This window comes from Agarivorans sp. Alg241-V36 (assembly GCF_900537085.1).
In the GTDB taxonomy this organism is placed as follows: domain Bacteria; phylum Pseudomonadota; class Gammaproteobacteria; order Enterobacterales; family Celerinatantimonadaceae; genus Agarivorans.
In genome coordinates this window covers 28,538-46,913 of the sequence record NZ_UNRE01000007.1, presented here as the reverse complement: position 1 = coordinate 46,913, position 18,376 = coordinate 28,538, and the positions used below count along the sequence as shown (strand labels likewise).

General features: G+C 46.4%; 18 protein-coding genes. 12 read left to right on the top strand and 6 right to left on the bottom strand.

What is annotated here, in order from left to right; all coding sequences use genetic code 11:
* Nucleotides 1-60: 60 nt before the first annotated feature.
* Nucleotides 61-294: a YkgJ family cysteine cluster protein gene (locus G6R11_RS16205; protein WP_163134114.1), complete on the top strand. Its 234-nt coding sequence runs from the start codon at nt 61-63 to the stop codon at nt 292-294.
* 25 nt (nt 295-319) lie between these two features.
* Here the strand turns inward: G6R11_RS16205 and G6R11_RS16200 are convergent, their stop codons facing one another.
* From G6R11_RS16200 to gpmM, 3 genes are read right to left on the bottom strand one after another with little or no spacing between them, the layout of a single operon-like run.
* Nucleotides 320-1,108: a divergent polysaccharide deacetylase family protein gene (locus G6R11_RS16200; RefSeq protein ID WP_163134113.1), complete on the bottom strand. Its 789-nt coding sequence runs from the start codon at nt 1,106-1,108 to the stop codon at nt 320-322.
* A complete protein-coding gene (locus G6R11_RS16195; RefSeq protein ID WP_163134112.1) occupies nt 1,096-2,283 on the bottom strand; it encodes a murein hydrolase activator EnvC in 1,188 nt (395 codons plus the stop codon). The genes G6R11_RS16200 and G6R11_RS16195 overlap by 13 nt, the downstream gene beginning before the upstream one ends.
* Before the next feature lie 7 nt (nt 2,284-2,290).
* Entirely contained in the window at nt 2,291-3,823 is a 1,533-nt protein-coding gene (gpmM, locus tag G6R11_RS16190; RefSeq protein ID WP_163134111.1) for a 2,3-bisphosphoglycerate-independent phosphoglycerate mutase, read from the bottom strand.
* 252 nt (nt 3,824-4,075) lie between these two features.
* Here gpmM and G6R11_RS16185 point away from each other — a divergent pair, with 252 nt between their 5' ends.
* From G6R11_RS16185 to G6R11_RS16170, 4 genes are all read left to right on the top strand, one after another.
* Nucleotides 4,076-4,504, top strand: coding sequence for a rhodanese-like domain-containing protein (locus G6R11_RS16185; protein WP_016403465.1), 429 nt, complete (start codon nt 4,076-4,078; stop codon nt 4,502-4,504).
* A 69-nt stretch (nt 4,505-4,573) separates the two neighbouring features.
* Nucleotides 4,574-5,050 (top strand): protein-export chaperone SecB, encoded by a 477-nt coding sequence (gene secB, locus G6R11_RS16180; protein ID WP_016403466.1) that lies wholly within the window; start codon nt 4,574-4,576, stop codon nt 5,048-5,050.
* The gene (gene gpsA, locus G6R11_RS16175) at nt 5,050-6,057 is read left to right on the top strand and encodes an NAD(P)H-dependent glycerol-3-phosphate dehydrogenase (RefSeq protein WP_163134110.1); all 1,008 of its coding nucleotides are present in this window, start codon (nt 5,050-5,052) and stop codon (nt 6,055-6,057) included. Before secB ends, gpsA begins: the two co-directional genes overlap by 1 nt.
* Nucleotides 5,993-6,901, top strand: a complete 909-nt coding sequence (locus G6R11_RS16170) for a hypothetical protein (RefSeq protein WP_163134109.1) — start codon at nt 5,993-5,995, stop codon at nt 6,899-6,901. The genes gpsA and G6R11_RS16170 overlap by 65 nt, the downstream gene beginning before the upstream one ends.
* Nucleotides 6,902-6,948: 47 nt before the next feature.
* Here G6R11_RS16170 and nfuA read toward each other — a convergent pair whose 3' ends face one another.
* The gene (nfuA, locus tag G6R11_RS16165; RefSeq protein ID WP_163134108.1) at nt 6,949-7,527 is read right to left on the bottom strand and encodes a Fe-S biogenesis protein NfuA; all 579 of its coding nucleotides are present in this window, start codon (nt 7,525-7,527) and stop codon (nt 6,949-6,951) included.
* A 78-nt stretch (nt 7,528-7,605) separates the two neighbouring features.
* On the bottom strand, nt 7,606-8,322 hold the full coding sequence (locus G6R11_RS16160) for a ComF family protein (RefSeq protein WP_163134107.1): 717 nt from the start codon (nt 8,320-8,322) through the stop codon (nt 7,606-7,608).
* A gap of 32 nt (nt 8,323-8,354) precedes the next feature.
* Between G6R11_RS16160 and bioH the strand changes: the two genes are divergently transcribed.
* The 3 genes from bioH to G6R11_RS16145 all read left to right on the top strand — a co-directional run bounded on the left by bioH (nt 8,355) and on the right by G6R11_RS16145 (nt 10,358).
* Entirely contained in the window at nt 8,355-9,128 is a 774-nt protein-coding gene (gene bioH / locus G6R11_RS16155) for a pimeloyl-ACP methyl ester esterase BioH (protein ID WP_163134106.1), read from the top strand.
* Between the two features lie 68 nt (nt 9,129-9,196).
* Nucleotides 9,197-9,430 carry a hypothetical protein gene (locus G6R11_RS16150; RefSeq protein WP_163134105.1) on the top strand — a complete coding sequence of 78 codons (234 nt, stop codon included), beginning with the start codon at nt 9,197-9,199 and terminating at the stop codon, nt 9,428-9,430.
* Nucleotide 9,431: 1 nt separating this feature from the next.
* Nucleotides 9,432-10,358, top strand: a complete 927-nt coding sequence (locus tag G6R11_RS16145; RefSeq protein WP_163134104.1) for a putative metalloprotease CJM1_0395 family protein — start codon at nt 9,432-9,434, stop codon at nt 10,356-10,358.
* Between the two features lie 19 nt (nt 10,359-10,377).
* Here G6R11_RS16145 and G6R11_RS16140 read toward each other — a convergent pair whose 3' ends face one another.
* Nucleotides 10,378-12,669, bottom strand: a complete 2,292-nt coding sequence (locus G6R11_RS16140) for a Tex family protein (protein ID WP_163134103.1) — start codon at nt 12,667-12,669, stop codon at nt 10,378-10,380.
* A 277-nt stretch (nt 12,670-12,946) separates the two neighbouring features.
* Between G6R11_RS16140 and G6R11_RS16135 the strand changes: the two genes are divergently transcribed.
* The 4 genes from G6R11_RS16135 to metF all read left to right on the top strand — a co-directional run bounded on the left by G6R11_RS16135 (nt 12,947) and on the right by metF (nt 18,206).
* On the top strand, nt 12,947-15,274 hold the full coding sequence (locus G6R11_RS16135) for a glycoside hydrolase family 9 protein (protein ID WP_163134102.1): 2,328 nt from the start codon (nt 12,947-12,949) through the stop codon (nt 15,272-15,274).
* Between the two features lie 271 nt (nt 15,275-15,545).
* Nucleotides 15,546-16,571 (top strand): substrate-binding domain-containing protein, encoded by a 1,026-nt coding sequence (locus G6R11_RS16130; protein WP_016403475.1) that lies wholly within the window; start codon nt 15,546-15,548, stop codon nt 16,569-16,571.
* Nucleotides 16,572-16,637: 66 nt separating this feature from the next.
* On the top strand, nt 16,638-17,117 hold the full coding sequence (greB, locus tag G6R11_RS16125; protein ID WP_163134101.1) for a transcription elongation factor GreB: 480 nt from the start codon (nt 16,638-16,640) through the stop codon (nt 17,115-17,117).
* Between the two features lie 186 nt (nt 17,118-17,303).
* Entirely contained in the window at nt 17,304-18,206 is a 903-nt protein-coding gene (gene metF, locus G6R11_RS16120; RefSeq protein WP_016403477.1) for a methylenetetrahydrofolate reductase, read from the top strand.
* Nucleotides 18,207-18,376 lie beyond the last annotated feature (170 nt).

Genomic DNA, 18,376 nt, shown 5'->3' with positions numbered 1-18,376 from the left:
AACGTCGATTTTTGCAGAAGTATTTTGCTACACTAGCCGCCCTTTTTTGGAGAGCCTGTTATGCAGTGTCGTTTAGGTTGCGGTGCCTGTTGCATTGCGCCGTCTATTAGCTCATTAAATAAAGTAGCGGGTGAGCGTTGTGTTCATTTAAATGCTGATAATTTGTGCGCTATTTTTGGTAAAGCTGAGCGACCTAAAGTTTGCAGTGACTTTAAAGCGGCAGCTTGGCTGTGTGGCACTACTCAGCAACAAGCCATGGATAATCTCATCTACTTAGAGAAGCAAACCGCCTAATCCTATAGCTTGGTGCTGTTGCGTTCTAAAGCGGTTTGTTGTGCACAGGCTGCACCAGAGGATCTTCTGAACCCACTAAACGGATGCTTGGTTCAGTCGCTGTTTCTGGCGCTAATAAAGCCAAGCGCTGAGCAACGCCCACTAGCTGCACATCTTCCGGTAAATTCAGTTGATTGAGTAAATCTACCGAATGCGGTCTGGGGTGGGCGATCAGCACTGCATGGCCATATTTACGTGCAACGCTTAAGGCTTTTTGCCATTGGCGCTCAATAGCTACGGGATTATCTTGGTGATCAAGAAATACATGGCGCTTTAAATTGGGCACCTGATATACCCGAGCAGTTTGCTGGGCAATGCTGGCCAGATGGGTACGACTATCTACAAAAAACAACTCTTGTTTGGCTAGCACTTGCATCAACCAGTGCATTTCTGTGGGCAGTTGGGTGAGTTGGCTGCCCATGTGGTTGTTTAAACCGCTAGCCTCGGGAAATGCATTAATGGCTGCTTCTACCCGCTGTTTAAAGGCTGTTTCTTCCAAATTATCAGGCAAGCCATAAGGCCCTAAAGCAATGGTGCCACTTCCCTGCATTGGCAGGTGCAGCATTATTTCACGTTGTTGTTGCTGAGCTTGTTCGGCAATCTCTTTGGCATAGGGACTTGATGGAAGCACAGCTAAGGTAATGTTTGGATGAAGGTCTAATAAGGCAAAGTCACGGGCACTGTTACCGACATCATCAATGATGATGCTTAGCTGGGCAGCTACAGCTGAACCTGTTGCTAGCATACTGAGGCAAAGTAGAATTATTTTAGCCATTTACGCGGGTCTTGGGTCTGCCCTTTGTGGCGAATTTGGAAGAACAAAGCGTTGGTTGTTTGACCGCCAGTATTACCGGCATAAGCCACTGTTTGGCCAGCGCTTACTCGCTCGCCAATTTCTGCATTTAAGCTTTGGTTGTAGCCGTAAAAGCTAAGGTATTGCTCACCATGATCAATGGCGACCACTAGGCCATAACCGCGTAACCAATCGGCAAACACTACATTGCCAGAAGCTACCGCTGTTACTTTGGTGCCAGGGTGGGAGTCAATCACTATGCCTTGCCAGCGGGTTTGTCCCTGATTTTTACTGTTATAACTGTGTAGCACTCTGCCTTTAAGGGGCCAAGGGAGTTTACCTTTAGCCTTAGCTAAGCCAGTAAGCGGAGTTTTATCTAAATTTTGTTTAAGAGCAAGCTGCTGCTGTTGTTCTATTTGGTCACTAATTACTTGCTGTAAGTGCTGTTCATTAATCTGCAACTGCTCTAGGCGGCTTTGCTCGGTGTTTTGTAGCTTATTGAGTTTAGCCAGCTGTTGTTTACGTTGATTCTGTTGAGACTGTAGTTGATCCAATTTTTGTTTTTGCTGGGCTACCAAGCCTTCAAGTTGTTGCTGCACCTCGGCCAGTTGCATCTGTACTTTGCTTAGCTCGAGCTGCTGGAAATTAACTTGCTCTAGGGCTTTGCTACGGGCTTTGGCCAAATACTGGTAGTAACTTAACATTCGCTCAAGATCTGCGGCATTTTGCTGGTTTAACAGCATTTTCATGTAATCGCTGTTACCTAAGCGATAAGCGCTGTTGATTTGCGCCTTAAGTGCTTGCTGCTGCTGAGCTAGCTTCTGTTCTAGGGCCTTTTCTTGTTGCTGAATTTGTTGCTGTTCTATTTTGGAATGGGAAAGCTGGTTGTTGAGCTTGCGTAGTTGTTGGCTCGAATCTGCCAGTGCTAATTCATATTGTCTTAGCTGCTCTTGCGCTTTACTAATGTCACTCTTGCGCTTTTTAAGCTGTTGTTGCTGCTGTTTGAGTTGCTGTTGAACGTCAAGTAACTGTTGTTGTTCGTTGGCGTGCAGTGGCGGGCAGAGCAATAGCAAAACGCCAGCAATAAGGCTGGCGTTTAACAGGCGAATAAGGCGCTTACTAGCGCCTTTTTTCGAAGCTGAAATAGGCTCTTTCATCAAGCCATTATTTCAAATTCATCAATACCTTGCCAGTCATTTCTGCTGGAGTTTCCATGCCCATCAAGCTTAGCATTGTTGGTGCAATATCACTTAATCGACCGTTTTCAACTGGGCTTGCTTCACGTCCGTAATAAATGAATGGTACTGGTAGGTTGGTGTGAGCAGTGTGGATGCCACCGGTTGCAGGGTCAACCATTTGCTCAGCGTTACCGTGGTCGGCAGTAATTAAACATTCGCCGCCAACTTTATCTAGCGCTTCAACCAAACGACCAATGCTCTTGTCTACTGCTTCACAAGCTTTAACTGCTGCATCGTATACGCCAGTGTGGCCAACCATGTCGCCGTTAGGGTAGTTACAAATGATTACGTCGTATTTGCCGCTTTCAATCGCTGCAACAAACTTGTCGGTTAGTATTTCCGAGTTCATTTCTGGTTGCAGGTCGTAAGTGGCAACTTTTGGCGAAGGGATAAGTTCGCGATCTTCACCAACAAAGGCGTCTTCTTTACCGCCATTGAAGAAGAAAGTTACGTGCGCGTATTTTTCAGTTTCTGAAATACGTAGCTGGGTTTTGTTGTTCTTCTCAAGCCACTCACCTAGGGTGTTCACTAAGTCTGTTGGGCCATAAGCACAAGGGGCTTTAATGTCTGCCGCATATTGAGTTAGGGTTACAAATGCACAAGCTGGCACTTTTGCACGTTCAAAACCAGTAAAGTCTTGCTCAACAAAACAACGTGAAATTTCACGCGCTCGGTCAGCGCGGAAGTTCATGAACAATACTGCATCGCCATCGTTAATGCTGGCTGCGCTTTCACCCACAACAGAGGCTTTAACAAACTCATCGTTTTCGTCACGCGCGTAAGCTGCCGCTAGTGCTTCGGTAGCGTTAGCGTAGCTGTATTCTGCTTTACCTTCGGTAAGCAATTGGTAAGCTTCTTCTACACGTTCCCAACGGTTATCACGGTCCATTGCGTAGTAACGACCTACTAAAGAAGCAATACGACCAGAACCAATTTCAGCAAATTTTGCGTCGAACTTTTCGATTGAACCTTGCGCGCTGCGTGGTGGGGTATCACGACCATCTAAGAAAGCGTGTAAGTAAATTTCTTTTGCGCCTTGCTTAGCTGCTAAGTCAATCGCCGCTAGCATGTGATCTTCGTGGCTGTGAACACCGCCTGGAGAAAGTAGACCCATGATATGAACGGCTTTACCAGCTGCTACGGCTTTATCTACCGCACCTACTAATACTTCGTTAGTGAAAAAATCACCGTCTGTAATTGACTTACCAACACGGGTAAGCTCTTGGTATACAACGCGACCTGCACCGATATTAGTGTGGCCAACTTCTGAGTTGCCCATTTGTCCGTCTGGTAAACCTACATCTAGGCCTGAACCTGAGATTAGGGTGCTGGCAGCAGTATCCCAAAGGTTGTCTAATACTGGTGTGTTGGCGTTTGCTACAGCGTTATTGGCGCTGTCTTGGCGGTAGCCCCAGCCGTCCATAATAACTAGTGCTAAAGGCTTTTTGCTTGCAGACATTGCAATTTCCTCAATCGGTAAATGTTTAAGTGAAAAACGAATTAGTGAAATATTACTACATTTTTTGTCTGAGTCACCTGATTGAGCGCAAATCAACCGAGATTAGTTGTTTTTGCTCAGATTTGTTCTGGTGTATGAATCTTAGGTCAATTTGCGAGGTTTGGCGCGCTTGAGAGCTGCTATTCTTCGCGCTCAGGTGTATACTCTCGCCCCAATATCACTAACTATTTGCTTAACTGGAATTGTCATACTATGCAGCAAGTTGTCGAATTTGTCGGAAATAACCCTATCATTTCATTCGCTTGGGTAGGTTTGTTCGGTGCCGTTATCTACACCTTTATTCAACCAATGCTGTCGAAGGTTACCTCGGTAGGCAATCACGAAGCTACTTTGCTCATCAATAAAGAAGATGCAGTAGTGGTGGATGTAAGGACTAACGACGAGTACAAAAAAGGGTATATTGCGGGCGCACGTCACATTCCTTTAACCCAAATACAAGCTAATAACTTTAAGCCTATTGAAAATTTAAAGGGCAACCCCATTATCGTTGTATGTGAAACAGGGATGCGTTCAGGCTCAGCGGCTAACGCTCTGGTTAAAGGCGGTTTTGAGAAAGTGTATAACCTACGCGGCGGCATGACCGATTGGAAATCAGCAAACCTACCGATCACTAAGAAGTAAGATCGAGTTTTAATGGCTAGCTCTCTAGCGATTAAGCAATTTTAAATAAATGTATTAAAGGTAATTATCATGGCTGAAGCAGCAACCACTGAAGCACCACAAGTAGAATTTGCAATTCAACGTATTTACACAAAAGATATTTCTTTTGAAACGCCTAACTCGCCACAAATCTTTCAACAAGAGTGGAAGCCAGAAGTTAAGGTTGACCTAGACACTACTAGCAACAAACTAGCTGACAACGTATTCGAAGTGGTACTAACACTTACTGTTACTGCTAAAGTTGGCGAACAGACTGCATTCTTATGTGAAGTTCACCAAGGTGGTATCTTCACTCTAGGTAACATGCCTGAGCCACAACTTGCTCATGCAATTAACGCTTACTGCCCTAACATTCTTTTCCCATATGCGCGTGAAGCTGTATCTAACCTAGTTAACCGTGGTTCTTTCCCACAAATTAACTTAGCGCCAGTTAACTTTGATGCTTTGTTTGCTAACTACGTACAACAGCAAGCAGAACAACAGCAAGCGGCTAAAGCTGACGCTTAATGGTTAACTCAAAGGCTACTATGACCGTATTGGGCGCAGGCTCATACGGTACCGCGTTGGCAATTGCGATTGCCCGAAATGGACAACGTACTGTGTTATGGGGTCATGAGCCTGAGCACGTGGCTGCACTTGATGCAGCCCGTGAAAACCAAGATTTTCTGCCAGGGGTAAGTTTCCCCGAGAGCTTGGAATTAGAAGCTGATTTAGCCACCGCGGTTGCGCAAAGTGACAATTTGCTGGTGGTAGTGCCTAGCTTTGCTTTTGCTGATGTAATGCGTCAGATAAAACCAATGTTAAGCGAACAATCGCGAGTAGCCTGGGCAACCAAAGGTTTAGAAGCGAATACCGGACATTTATTGTCTGAAGTGGCCGTTGATGCTTTGGGCGAACAAGTGTCTCTGGCGGTGATCTCTGGGCCTACTTTTGCTAAAGAGCTGGCAGCCGGTTTACCAACCGCAATTTCTGCCTCTTCTTCAGATGCTGACTTTGTTAGTTACCTAGCTAAAGTGATGCACTGTGAACGCAGCTTTAGGGTCTATACCAATAACGATATTGTTGGTGTGCAACTCGGTGGCGCAGTTAAGAACGTTATTGCCATTGGCGCCGGTTTGGCCGATGGATTAGGGTTTGGCGCAAATGCGCGAACCGCTCTAATCACCCGTGGACTGCGCGAAATGACACGCTTGGGTAAAGCGCTAGGCGCTGATGCCGAAACCTTTATGGGTATGGCTGGCCTAGGTGATTTGGTTCTTACGTGTACCGACAACCAAAGTCGCAACCGCCGATTTGGTTTAGCCTTGGGTAAAGGTAAAAACAAACAGCAAGCTGAGCAAGAAATTGGTCAAGTTGTTGAGGGATTTCGCAATACTAAAGAAGTTTACTTGTTAGCTGAAAGAGTTGGTGTTGAAATGCCAATTGTAGAGCAAATATACCAAGTACTTTATGAAAACAAATCCGTGCAAACTGCCGCTATGGATCTTTTGGCGAGGTCGCAAAAAGGCGAGTAAAGCCTTACTCGCTTTAGCCTTGCTTTTGGTTAGCAGTATTTCCTACGCTGCTGCCATCAAAGTTGTCGTTCCCTCCGATGTTTATCAAGACTATTTACTGTTTCTCGCTGGCCGCGATCCGGCTGCTATCCAAGATTTTTCTGGTACTCATAGCCGCAGAGATGTTGTTGAAGTGGTGTTGTTTAGCCAAGCGCTGCGACTTGGTGGTTGGCAAGGACCCATTTATTTTAGCGAAGTAGACAGTTACCAGCGAACCATGCGTTTACTAAGCCATGGGGACGTAGTCGCCAGTGCAACTACAATGTTTACCAGCGACATAAGCGCTCATCCAAGTTTACTGCAAACTCAGCCGGTGGTTGAGCAAGGCGAGTTTGAGGTAGGTTTATACCTCAAAAACAGCAGCCCAATGTTGAAGCAATCTTCACTTACTCTAGACCAAATAAAAGCGCTTAAAGTGGTGTCTAACAAGCAATGGTCGGTAGATTGGAGCACCTTGGAAATACTGGGCTTTAATCAACGCATGCATACCACTAAATGGCAGAGCCAAGTAAAGATGGTTGATGTTGGCAGGGCCGATGCCTTACTGGCACCGTTTCAAGCCAGTGAAGAAATGAGCTTGCAAGCCTTTGGCGTAACCCTAAAGCCTTTGTCGGGTATTAAGCTGGGTTTGCAAGATTCTAGGCGCTTTGTGATTAGCCGCTCGGCAGTTGATAATCGTCGGGTATTTTTAGCGCTAGAGAAGGGTTTAACAGAACTAAAACGCCGAGGAGTCATCACTCAGGCTTATCAACAATCAGGCTTTTTACAAAGCAAAGTCGCCGATTGGCAGCTAATAACGCCATAAAAAAAGGCAGCCTAAGCTACCTTTTTGCTATTTGCGGTTGCGGCGTTCTAGTAGTAAGAGTGCTCACCTGCTTGGTGTTCAGTCACATCTTTAACGCCAGTTAACTCACCAGGGAAGGCTTCAAGCAACTGCTTTTCAATGCCTTCTTTTAAGGTTACGTCTACCATGCTACAACCATTACAACCGCCGCCAAACTGCAGTACTACCACGCCTTCTTCGGTTAGCTCCATCACGCTAACTTTACCACCGTGTGAGGCCAAGTTCGGGTTAACCTGAGTTTCAATGGTGTATTCAACGCGCTCAATCAATGGAGCATCGTTGTCCACTTTACGCATCTTGGCGTTAGGTGCCTTAAGGGTAAGTTGTGAACCGACTTTATCGGTTACAAAGTCAATTTCAGCTTCTTCTAAAAACGGCGCGCTCGCGGTATCAACCATGGCTTTAAAGCCGTCGAATTGTAGCGCTGTATCGTCTTCTTCTACTGACTCTGGTGGGCAGTAAGATACGCCACACTCTGCGCTTGGTGTACCAGGATTAACCACAAATACACGAATATGGGTGCCTTCAGGCTGTTGTTCTAGCAACTTAACAAAATGCTGTTGAGCTGTTTCTGAGATCGATACCATCTGCTTCCTCGATACCTGACTAAAATACTAAGGTTTATTGTACGGCTTTTTAAACAGCGCTGCTAGTGTTGCGAGATCTTATCTTCGTTGTGAAGGTTTTGGGGTACGAGCAATAGCCCAGATATCGACTCGCTCAGCACCGGCAGCTTTAAGTTGCCTAGCTAGCACATTGGCGGTGCTGCCGGTAGTTACAACATCATCAACTATTACCCAGTGTTTATAGCTAAGCGTATCTTGGCAATTGAAACTGGCGGCCAAGGCTCTTTGCCGCTGGCGGCGGTTTAGTCCAGCTTGGCTTGAGCCATAATGCTTACGAGCAAAGGGCTTTTGCATTGGTTTTGCTGCATGTTTTGCTAATTGCTTGCATAAGACTTCACTTTGGTTAAAACCGCGTTGCCATTGCTTAAACCAATGTAAGGGCACAGGGCAAAAAGCTTCGGGCAAGGGAGCTTGAGTTTGTTGAATATGTTGCCAAAACAACTGACTTAGCGGCTTAGCTAAATGCTGCTGTTTGGCATATTTGTAGGCTTTAATCACCGGCTCTATTGGCCATTGATAGTCACTTAAGCAAACTACCTGGTCGTAATAAGGAATGTTGCCTTGGCACTCGCCGCATATTCCTGGCTCAGCTAGGGGCAAATAACAGGTCTCGCAGCGGTGTTGGCTTGGCGTTAGCAACAACTTGCTGCAGCTGTCGCAGCAAGCTTGATCGAGCGCTTTGCTTTGAAAACAAAAATCGCAGTGATCAGACAATACCAAGCGGGAGTTTAAAGCGGCGTGAAATCTGGTTAACATGAGCATCCTTTTTAGTGAGTAGTTAAGTGTAGATGAGCAAATTGCATTTTGAACGTCATGGCTCTGGCCCTGCGCTCATTCTTATTCATGGTTGGGGCTTAAACGGCGCTGTTTGGCAGCCGGTTACCGAGCTACTCGCCGAGCATTTCAGCGTATATCTGGTGGATTTGCCTGGATTTGGTCATTCTCCTGCCATTGAACCGCTTAGCTTAGATGGCATGGTGCAGGCGATAACCGCTCAAGTGCCCGAGCGGGCTATTTGGTTAGGCTGGTCTTTAGGTGGATTAGTCGCTAAATATGCGGCCATTCATCAGCCGCAGCAGGTTGCTGGTCTTATTACCGTGGCCAGCTCGGCCCACTTTATTGCTAAATCGGAGTGGCCAGGAATTCAGGCGAAAGTGCTCGATGGTTTTGCTGGCGGTTTACAGCAAGATTTTAAAAAGACCTTACAGCAGTTTTTGGCGATTCAAGCCATGGGAAGCGATCAAGCTAAGCAAGATATCAAGCAGCTGCGAGAGCTGCTGGCAAGCCGACCATTGCCACAACTTAGCGCCTTAGAGCAGGGCTTGGGCCTATTACAAAGCCAAGATTTACGTGATGAGTTAGCGCAGATCTCTATGCCTTGGTTGCAGCTTTATGGACGCAGCGATGCCTTGGTGCCAAAGGCTGCCATGCATCAACATGCCGAGCTTCATCCCGCGGCAACTCAATACCTATTTGCCAGTTCTTCGCATGCCCCTTTCATTTCAGAGAAGCAGCTATTTGCCGAAAAAGTCCTCGGCTTTGCGCGCAGCATAGTGGTGTAAAAGTAAGCAATTTGCTAGAATTAAAGCTATCCATAATTGAGGCTGTAACTAACTAGGCGGAGGGCAATATGCAAATTGGCGCAGCAAGTAGCGGTTTTCAAATTATTGCCAATGCAAATCAGCAAGTTAGCGAAAGTGCTCAAACACTTGCCGAAGTAGCGGCAAAGCGTGAACCGCAACAGAACGAAGTGGTCGATGCCATGGTTAGCCTTAGCCAAGCAGAGCTTTACGCAAAAGCGGGCGCTAAGATAATACAAACCGAATCTAAATTGTTAGGCACTTTACTGGATGTAGAGGCCTAATATGAATATCAATGTTAGCTTGCCTAATGTTTTCCCCAATACCTTAGCCCCACCTACGGATTCAGCCCGTCGCGATAATCAGCTGCGACAGGTGATTGCTCAACCCAAAGAAGTGGCCAGTTTTGCCAAAGAGCCCGAGGTAGGCGCTGAGAAAGACCGCAGCAAACCGCAAGCCACGGCCCAATATCCGCAATCGCAAGTTCAAGAACAGCAGCAAGCTAAGATTAATGAGCGCGAAGCGCAGCAGGGTCAAGGGCAACAAGGGGAGCAGCAGGGTAAACAGGACGAGCAAAAAGGCAGTCAAGAACAGTCCGGTTCAGATCAACCTAGCGCCAGACAAAAAGGCCAAAACGAGCTTAGCGAAAGCGAACAGAAGAAAGTTGATGAGCTAAGTGCGCGCGACCAAGAAGTACGCACCCACGAAGCGCAACACCAAGCGGTAGGTGGGCAATACGCCAGTGCCGCCTCTTTTGAGTTTGAACGTGGCCCAGATGGAAAGCAATATGCGGTAGGCGGTGAAGTGTCTATCGATGTGAGTGAAATCCCCGACGACCCACAAGCTACCATTGCTAAAATGGAGCAGGTGCAACGGGCGGCACTAGCACCCGCAGAGCCTTCCTCGCAAGATCGGCAAGTAGCCGCTCAGGCTCAACAAAAAGCAGCCGAAGCACAGCGCGAACTTAATCATGCGCAACCGCCAGGTTTGCTGGCATCAGACGAACAACCTTCAGCCTTTGGCGCCATTGCTGCCGAAGGTGCCGAGTTTGAACCTACACAGCAAGCGCGAGAGCAGCAAAATGCTCAAGCTTTGCAACAACGCTATCCCGATATCGCACAGCAAATGGCGCAGCGTAATCAAACCATTGAACAGCGCTATAGCAGCGCTGCGGCCTTTAGGCCGCAATCTCAACTAAGCTTACAAGCTTAATCTATTTCTCTGCTTACATTTATTTCTTCGCTTTAGCAAAAGCATCTGCAAAGGCGCTATTTATCGGCGCACTAGCTTGCGGCTTTTTGGCTGAATGAGGCTTATTGGGTGTTGGTTTTGTTTTGTTTGTAGATGGAGTAGAGCGGACGTCTTCATCTAAGCGCATGCTAAGGGCAATGCGTTTACGTTGTACTTCTACTTCCAGCACTTTTACCTTAACAATATCGCCGGCTTTAACCACTTGATGAGGATCTTTCACAAAGTGATTGGCTAAGCAGGAGATATGTACCAAACCGTCTTGATGTACGCCAACATCAACAAAGGCACCAAAGTTAGTTACGTTGGTCACAACGCCCTCCAACAGCATGGCTGGCTTTAGATCGTTAATGGTGTTTACACCCTCTTTAAAGGTGGCGGTAGCAAACTCTGGGCGAGGATCGCGACCAGGTTTTTTAAGCTCATCAATAATGTCGGTTACAGTGGGTAGACCAAATTTGTCACTAGTAAATTGTTTCGGGTCGAGTTTGTTTAAGCGCTCACCGTTAGCAATCAACTGGCTAACTTCACACTGGCTATGCTCAGCAATGGCCTGTACTACGGGATAAGCCTCGGGGTGAACCGCCGAACCATCTAAAGCATTTCTCGCTTGGTTAATCCGTAAAAAACCCGCGGCTTGTTCAAAGGCTTTAGGCCCTAAACGAGCCACTTTTTTAATTGCTGCGCGTGATTTAAACGCGCCGTGCTCGTCGCGGTAGGCCACAATGTTTTGCGCTATGGTGGTGTTTAAACCCGCTACAAAACTTAGCAGAGGTGCCGAAGCCATGTTTACATCTACACCTACGGCATTTACACAGTCTTCAACTACGCTGTCTAATTGTTGTGATAGTTTGCTTTGGCTAACATCGTGTTGGTATTGGCCAACACCAATCGCTTTGGGTTCAATCTTAACTAACTCGGCTAAGGGGTCTTGTAAGCGGCGAGCAATCGACACCGCACCGCGAATCGACACATCCAACTCTGGAAATTCTTGTGCTGCTAACTCTGAGGCAGAATACACCGAGGCCCCTGCTTCACTCACCATTACTTTTTGCAAACCTTGCGGTGGCAACATGCCAATGAGATCAGCGGCCAGTTTATCGGTTTCACGCGAGGCGGTGCCGTTACCCACACTAATCAACTTAACTTGGTGTTTAGTCACTAAACCCGCCAGCGTCTTTAGCGAGTCTTGCCATTGGTTTCGTGGCGCGTGAGGGTAAATGGTGTCGTAGGCAACCAATTTACCGGTAGCGTCAACCACCGCTACTTTAACCCCAGTACGCAAGCCAGGATCTAGGCCTAAGGTGGCTTTAGGCCCTGCAGGGGCTGCCATCAATAAATCATTTAAGTTACGCGAAAACACACTAATTGCTTCGTCTTCGCCACGTTCACGTAGCTGATTGAGCAATTCTGTTTCCAGTTGTAGTTTCAGTTTTACTCGCCAGGTCCATTGCACCACGGTGGCTATCCAACGGTCGCTAGCATGCCCTTTAGGGGCTAAAGCAAAATAGTCGCGGATCATTTGCTCGGCAGGGTGGTTTAGCCCGTCCTCTTGCTCAACTTCTACACTTAGGTTGAGTATGCCTTCATTGCGCCCTCGCAATATGGCTAAAGCGCGGTGAGAAGGTATTTTTCCTATGGCTTCGTGGTAATCAAAATAGTCTTGGAACTTCTGTCCATTTTGTTGCTGACCATCGATAACCTCTGCCTTTACCGTGGCATTTTGTTGTAAGAATAAACGAAGCTTAGCGAGCAGCGGGGCTTGAACGGCAAAGCGCTCCATCAGTATGAACTTGGCGCCATCTAATACCGCTTTGCTGTCGGTAAAACCTGCTTCGCTATTAATAAAATCTTCGGCTAGGCTTTCTGGGCTGGTATCTGGCTGGCTTAGCAAAAGCTCTGCTAAAGGCTCTATGCCTGCTTCAATGGCTATTTGCCCTTTAGTGCGACGTTTGGGTTTGTAAGGAAGATAGAGATCTTCTAGTTCAGTTTTACTGCTTGCTGCATTAATGGCTTGTTCTAATTGCGGTGTAAGTTTGTCCTGTTCGGCAATAGATTTAAGAATGGCGCTGCGACGTTGCTGCATCTCACGCAAATAAATTAAGCGTTGCTCTAACAAGCGCAATTGCCCGTCATCTAATCCGCCGGTAACTTCTTTACGGTAGCGGGCAATAAAAGGAACCGTTGAACCTTCATCAAGAAGCTTAATGGCGGCACTCACTTGTTGAGCTTGTGCGTTGATATCTGAAGCAATTTGTTGTTCTAAATTTTGCATGGGCTTATGTAATTTTAGAGGCGCTGCTTGCTGCAGCAAAAGAAAGTGCCCTCTATCTTATTCGCTTATTAACTGGCATCAAGCAGAAAAGTTAATATGTAGAATCTTAATAGCGTGAAAACTATTTCACAGCGTGACAAATTTTTCATAAGCACTTCATAGATACGTTTTGTTGCAGGCCCTTGGTCATAGTTATGTGAGCTAAGCCCATCAACAAAACCGACTTGCTGAATTAGAGTGAAGTTAGATTTTAATGCCTCAGTTCAAGGAGAGCGAAATGAGCGCGAGCGACAAGACTCTTATCAATTTTAGTTTAAGCCGTATTAGCCAAAGCATTGTATTGGCGAGTTTAATCAGTGCCCCAGCACTAGCGGCTAGCGATGAAATGCTTAGTAATACTGATTTTAGCAATGGAACCACCGGCTGGTGGTCTAGCGGTGCCGAATTAGTAGCCAAAGACGGCGAAGCCTGTATGGACATTAAGCGTGCCGGCTCTAACCCATGGGATGTAATTTTAGGCCAGCGCGGATTTGGTTTGGAAGAAGGCCAAGACTATGCCATCGACTTTGTGGCGCGCGCCAACAAAGACACGGCCTTTACCGCACTTATTCAGCATAATGGTGCACCTTATACGCAATACTTTAATCAAGTATTAGAAATTGGCACTGAGCCAAAATCCTTTAGCTTCAAGTTCACTCAAGATCAAAAGAGTGATGCTAAAACCGAGTTTCAGTTCCAGCTAGGAGCCCAAAAAGAAGCGGTACTGTGTTTTAGCGATATATCGGTGAAAGGTAAGTCGTTCGTAATTGTAAACAAAATTCCTAATATTCGTTTAAACCAGATTGGCTTCTATCCCAAGTCAGAAAAAATTGCGGTGATTCGCAGCGAAGAACAACAGCCTCGCGTTTGGCGAGTGAAAGACGCCGAAGGCAATCACCTGCTTACCGGTAAAACTAAAATATTTGGGGTGAATGCTGCATCTGGCGAAACAGTGCATCAAGCTGATTTTTCTGCTTTAACCACCAAGCATGAAAACTTAGTATTAGATGTGGATGGTCAAACTAGCCATCCTTTCAAAATCGCCGACGATATTTACAGTGAGCTGAAACATGATGCCTTAGCTTACTTCTACCAGAACCGAAGCGGTATCGAGATTAAGCCAGAGTTTGTACAACGTCCAAACTTGGCGCGCCCAGCAGGGCATGTGCCAGATGTAGTGAGCTGCTTTAACAAAACCGACGACAAAGGCAACAAGTGGCCAGGTTGTGATTTTGACATGGACCTCACTGGCGGTTGGTATGACGCGGGCGACCACGGTAAGTATGTGGTAAACGGCGGCATTAGTACCTGGACCTTAATGAACCTGTACGAGCGCTCGCAGTTTATTGAAGGCGCTAGCGAACCGTTTGCCGATGGCAAGCAACCGATGCCAGAAGCCGGCAATGGTGTTAACGATCTATTGGATGAAGCGCGCTGGAACATGGAATTCATGCTAGCGATGCAAATTCCAGAGGGCAGCAAAGTATCGGTGCCTGTGGGTAACCAGCAAGAAAACATTCGTTCCCTTAAGCTAACCGAAATTGACGCCTCTGGTATGGCGTTCCATAAGGTAGCCGATGAGAAATGGACCGGTATGCCATTACCGCCGCATAAAGATACTCAAAAGCGTCATGTTGGCCAATCTAGTACTGCCGCAACCTTAAACTTAGCGGCAACAGCAGCCCAGTGTGCGCGTATTTGGAAAGATATTGATGCAGATTTCTCTGCTCAGTGTTTAACTGCGGCAAGCCGTGCTTGGCAAGCCGCCAATAAACACCCAGAAGTATACGCTTACGATAACTTCACTGGCTCTGGCCCTTACGGGGATACTGATTTAGCTGATGAGTTTTATTGGGCAGCGGCAGAGCTATTTATTACTACAGGTGAATCTAAGTACTTAGAAGCAGCTAAAGCATCTCCTGCATTCTTAGCGGCGCCAGTAGGTGATGAAACCGCTAAAGGTGACTTATTCTGGCAAGATTTAAGTTCAGCAGGCACCTTGAGCTTAGCTCTTGTTCCTAGCAAGTTAGATCAAGCAACTCGTGATAAAGCGCGCGCTAAGATTGTTGCTACTGCCGATGCATACAGCTCATTAATGACAAAAGAGGGCTACCACATTCCATACAGCGCAGAGCAGTATCCATGGGGGTCTAACTCAAACTTAGTGAATCGCGGTATTTTCCTTACCTATGCAAGTGATTACAGTGGCGACAGCAAGTACATGCAAGCTTTGATACATGCCATGGATTACATCTTAGGGCGTAACCCGCTTGATCAGTCATACATCACTGGTTACGGCAGCAACCCGCTTAAGAATCCGCACCACCGTTTTTGGGCGCATCAAGCTGATGCTAATTCACCAAAACCGGCACCAGGCGCGTTATCGGGTGGACCAAATTCAATCAGCTTTAGCGACCCAGTTGCGGCAGGTATGAAGGGCGGCTGTGTTGGCCAAACTTGTTTTGCCGATGAAATTGGCGCATGGACCTTGAACGAAATTACCATCAACTGGAATGCACCTTTGGTATGGGTGACTACAGTGTTGGATGAACACCGTCTCAAGTAAGTAAATCCATAACAATTAAGTATTTTAGGCCGACATTATGTCGGCCTTTATTGCTTCAAAAATTAAGTAATTACTGATACTTGGGTGTAAGCACCAGCAGATTATGTGATCTGTCACGGCGTTCTAACGCTCAATATCATTGAAAACAAGTTCTTGGCTAAGTAGACGGTTATAGTGAGACTGGGAGTTATATCTTTCTAGGTCGCTATCACTATTTAGCAACACCGGGAGAGATATAATGCGAACTAGTGTTAGTTGTCAGAGAATCAATGTGAAAGATAAAAATAAATTAGAGCAACGCTCAACTGTTTATGATGTCGCTGCGTTGGCTGGGGTTTCACCTAGCACTGTATCTCGGTTTATGAATCAAACCACTTATGTGTCTGATGCAAAACGTAAGCAAATTCAAGCTGCAATGATTGAGCTTGGCTATAAACCTGGCCAGCAAACCGGAGCCAGTGCTAGCAGCCGCACCATGACAATTGGTGTATTGGTGCAAGACCCAGACAGCCCGTTTTATTCATCTATTTTAAATGGAATTGAAGAAGTTCTGCTGGCTCAAGGTTACTCACATATTATTGTAACGGGCCACTGGAATAGCGAAGAAGAAATGGAGTCGATGCAGCTGCTGTTATCGCGCTCGGTGGATGGAATTATCATCGTAACTGGCGGGTTGAGTGACGAACAGGTAGTCGAGTTTTCAAAGAAGAGACCCATCGTTGCTTTAGGCCGTGAGTTAGAAGCAGCCCGCTTACGTTCGATAAAGATTGAAAACTCAGTGGGCGCTTACATGGCCACCAATCATCTTATTCAATTGGGCCACCGCGAGATTGTGCATATTAAAGGTGCCGAGGGGCATCCCGACGCTCAGCAACGTTATGAAGGTTATTGCCAGGCCATGGAGCATGCGGGTTTGCCCGTGAAGCTGCAGCTGGTTGAGCAGGGCGATTTTACCGAGCAAGGCGGTTTTGATGCGGTGCAGCGTTTGTTAACCAACAAGCGTCAGTTTAGTGCTATTTTTGCCTCTAATGATTTAACCGCACATGGCGCAATGTTGGCTTTATATAAAGCCAAGCGACCAGTGCCAGAGCGGGTTTCGGTGATTGGATTTGATGATGTGCCGGGCTCGGCGTTTTTCATTCCGCCGCTAACTACAGTGCGTCAACCCATATTTGATACCGGTTATGCTGCCGCCTTAACCATTTTAGACATGCTAAATGGTGGTGCTAGCAATAACTTCCGTATTCCTCCGGTTGAACTGGTGAAACGAGAAACCACCCAAGCACATATCCTTTAGTTAAAGCTTGCGAGTTTACTGCCTAAGTCGTTTATAATCGGCTTAGGCAGACTTAACTACGTAGCTATGAAAACCAATTTAATCACTCGCCCTGGCTGGCATAAACTCGATGAAGAATTAAAGTACTTGTGGAAGGTTAAACGCCCTCAAGTAACTCAAGCAGTATCCGAAGCCGCAGCACTGGGTGATCGCTCAGAAAACGCGGAATACAAAGAAGGCAAGCGAGAGCTTCGCCGCATCGATTCTCGACTAAGGTTCTTAACCAAACGCTTAGATGCCTTAGAAATCGTTGACCATCACCCTCAACAAAACGGCAAAGTATTTTTTGGCGCATGGGTCGAGCTGGAAAATGATGAAGGTGATATCGTGCGCTACCGCATTGTAGGCACCGATGAAATAGACCCAAAGCTGGGTTACATCACTATCGACTCTCCCATGGCTCGGGCGCTTATCGGCAAACAAGTTGACGATGATGTGTTTGTAAAAACGCCCTCTGGCACTAAAGAGTGGTGGATTAATCTTATTCAATACGCCCCTTTCGAATAGCTGAGATGATTCTGTTAGTTAACTATCTGTCTTAATGCATATTTAGCGAGTAGTTAGCGGCTAAAATCCCCATGTTGAAAATAATTCATCTAAAGCTATGTTTAAGATGAATAGCGTTGACTTAAATAATCTTCTCTTTAGTATCTAGCGGTATAGACGTCTAAATGTCTTTAACGGAGAAGGTCAATGGGATTTCACAACGCGCAACAAATCGAAACACTCAATCAAAGCTTAAGTGAGCTTAACCGCGATATTAACGTGTCCTTTGAGTTCTTCCCGCCAACCACCGAGACCATGGAGCAAACTTTGTGGTCGTCTATCGAGCGTTTGCAAACCTTAAAACCTAAGTTTGTATCAGTAACCTACGGCGCTAACTCCGGCACTCGAGACCGTACTCACAAGGTGATTAAAGCGATTAAAGACCGCACAGGCTTAGCAGCTGCACCGCATTTAACCTGCATCGACTCAACGCCCGATGAGCTGCGCCAAATTGCGCGCGATTACTGGAACAGCGGTATTAAAGACATTGTGGCACTGCGAGGTGATTTACCAGAAGGTTCAGCCAAGCCGCAAATGTACGCCAGCGATTTAGTGGCTTTGTTAAAAGAAGAAGCCGATTTTGATATCTCGGTAGCGGCTTATCCAGAGATTCACCCAGAAGCAAAAAGTGCCCAAGCCGATTTGTTGGCCTTAAAGCGTAAAATGGATGCCGGTGCCAACCGCGCCATTACCCAGTTCTTTTTTGATGTAGAAAGCTACCTGCGCTTTCGCGACCGCTGTGCAGCCATTGGCATTGAAGGGGAAATCGTACCCGGTATTTTGCCAGTATCTAATTACAATACCCTGAAAAAGTTCGCCTCTTTTGCCAATGTAAAAGTGCCCAAATGGTTACACAATCAATTTGCTGGCTTAGAGAATGACCAAACTACTCGAAACCTAGTAGGCGCCAGTGTTGCCATTGAAATGGTTAAAGTATTATCGCGCGAAGGAGTGAAAGACTTTCACTTTTATACGCTTAATCGCTCGGAGTTATCTTACGCTATTTGCCACACTTTAGGTGTTCGCCCAGCAGAAGCAGTGCCTGCTTAGTTATTAATACAGCTGAGAGATAAAAGCCTAGCAATGCTAGGCTATTTAGTCTCTGGGCTGATTGCTGTTAGAGCTGAAGTCGCTCTAAACATAGCGTTGGGGATGAATTGAGCTCAAAGGTGGCTTTTAAGTCAGTACACTTAAGTAAACAAGCCAAGGTCTAGGATGCC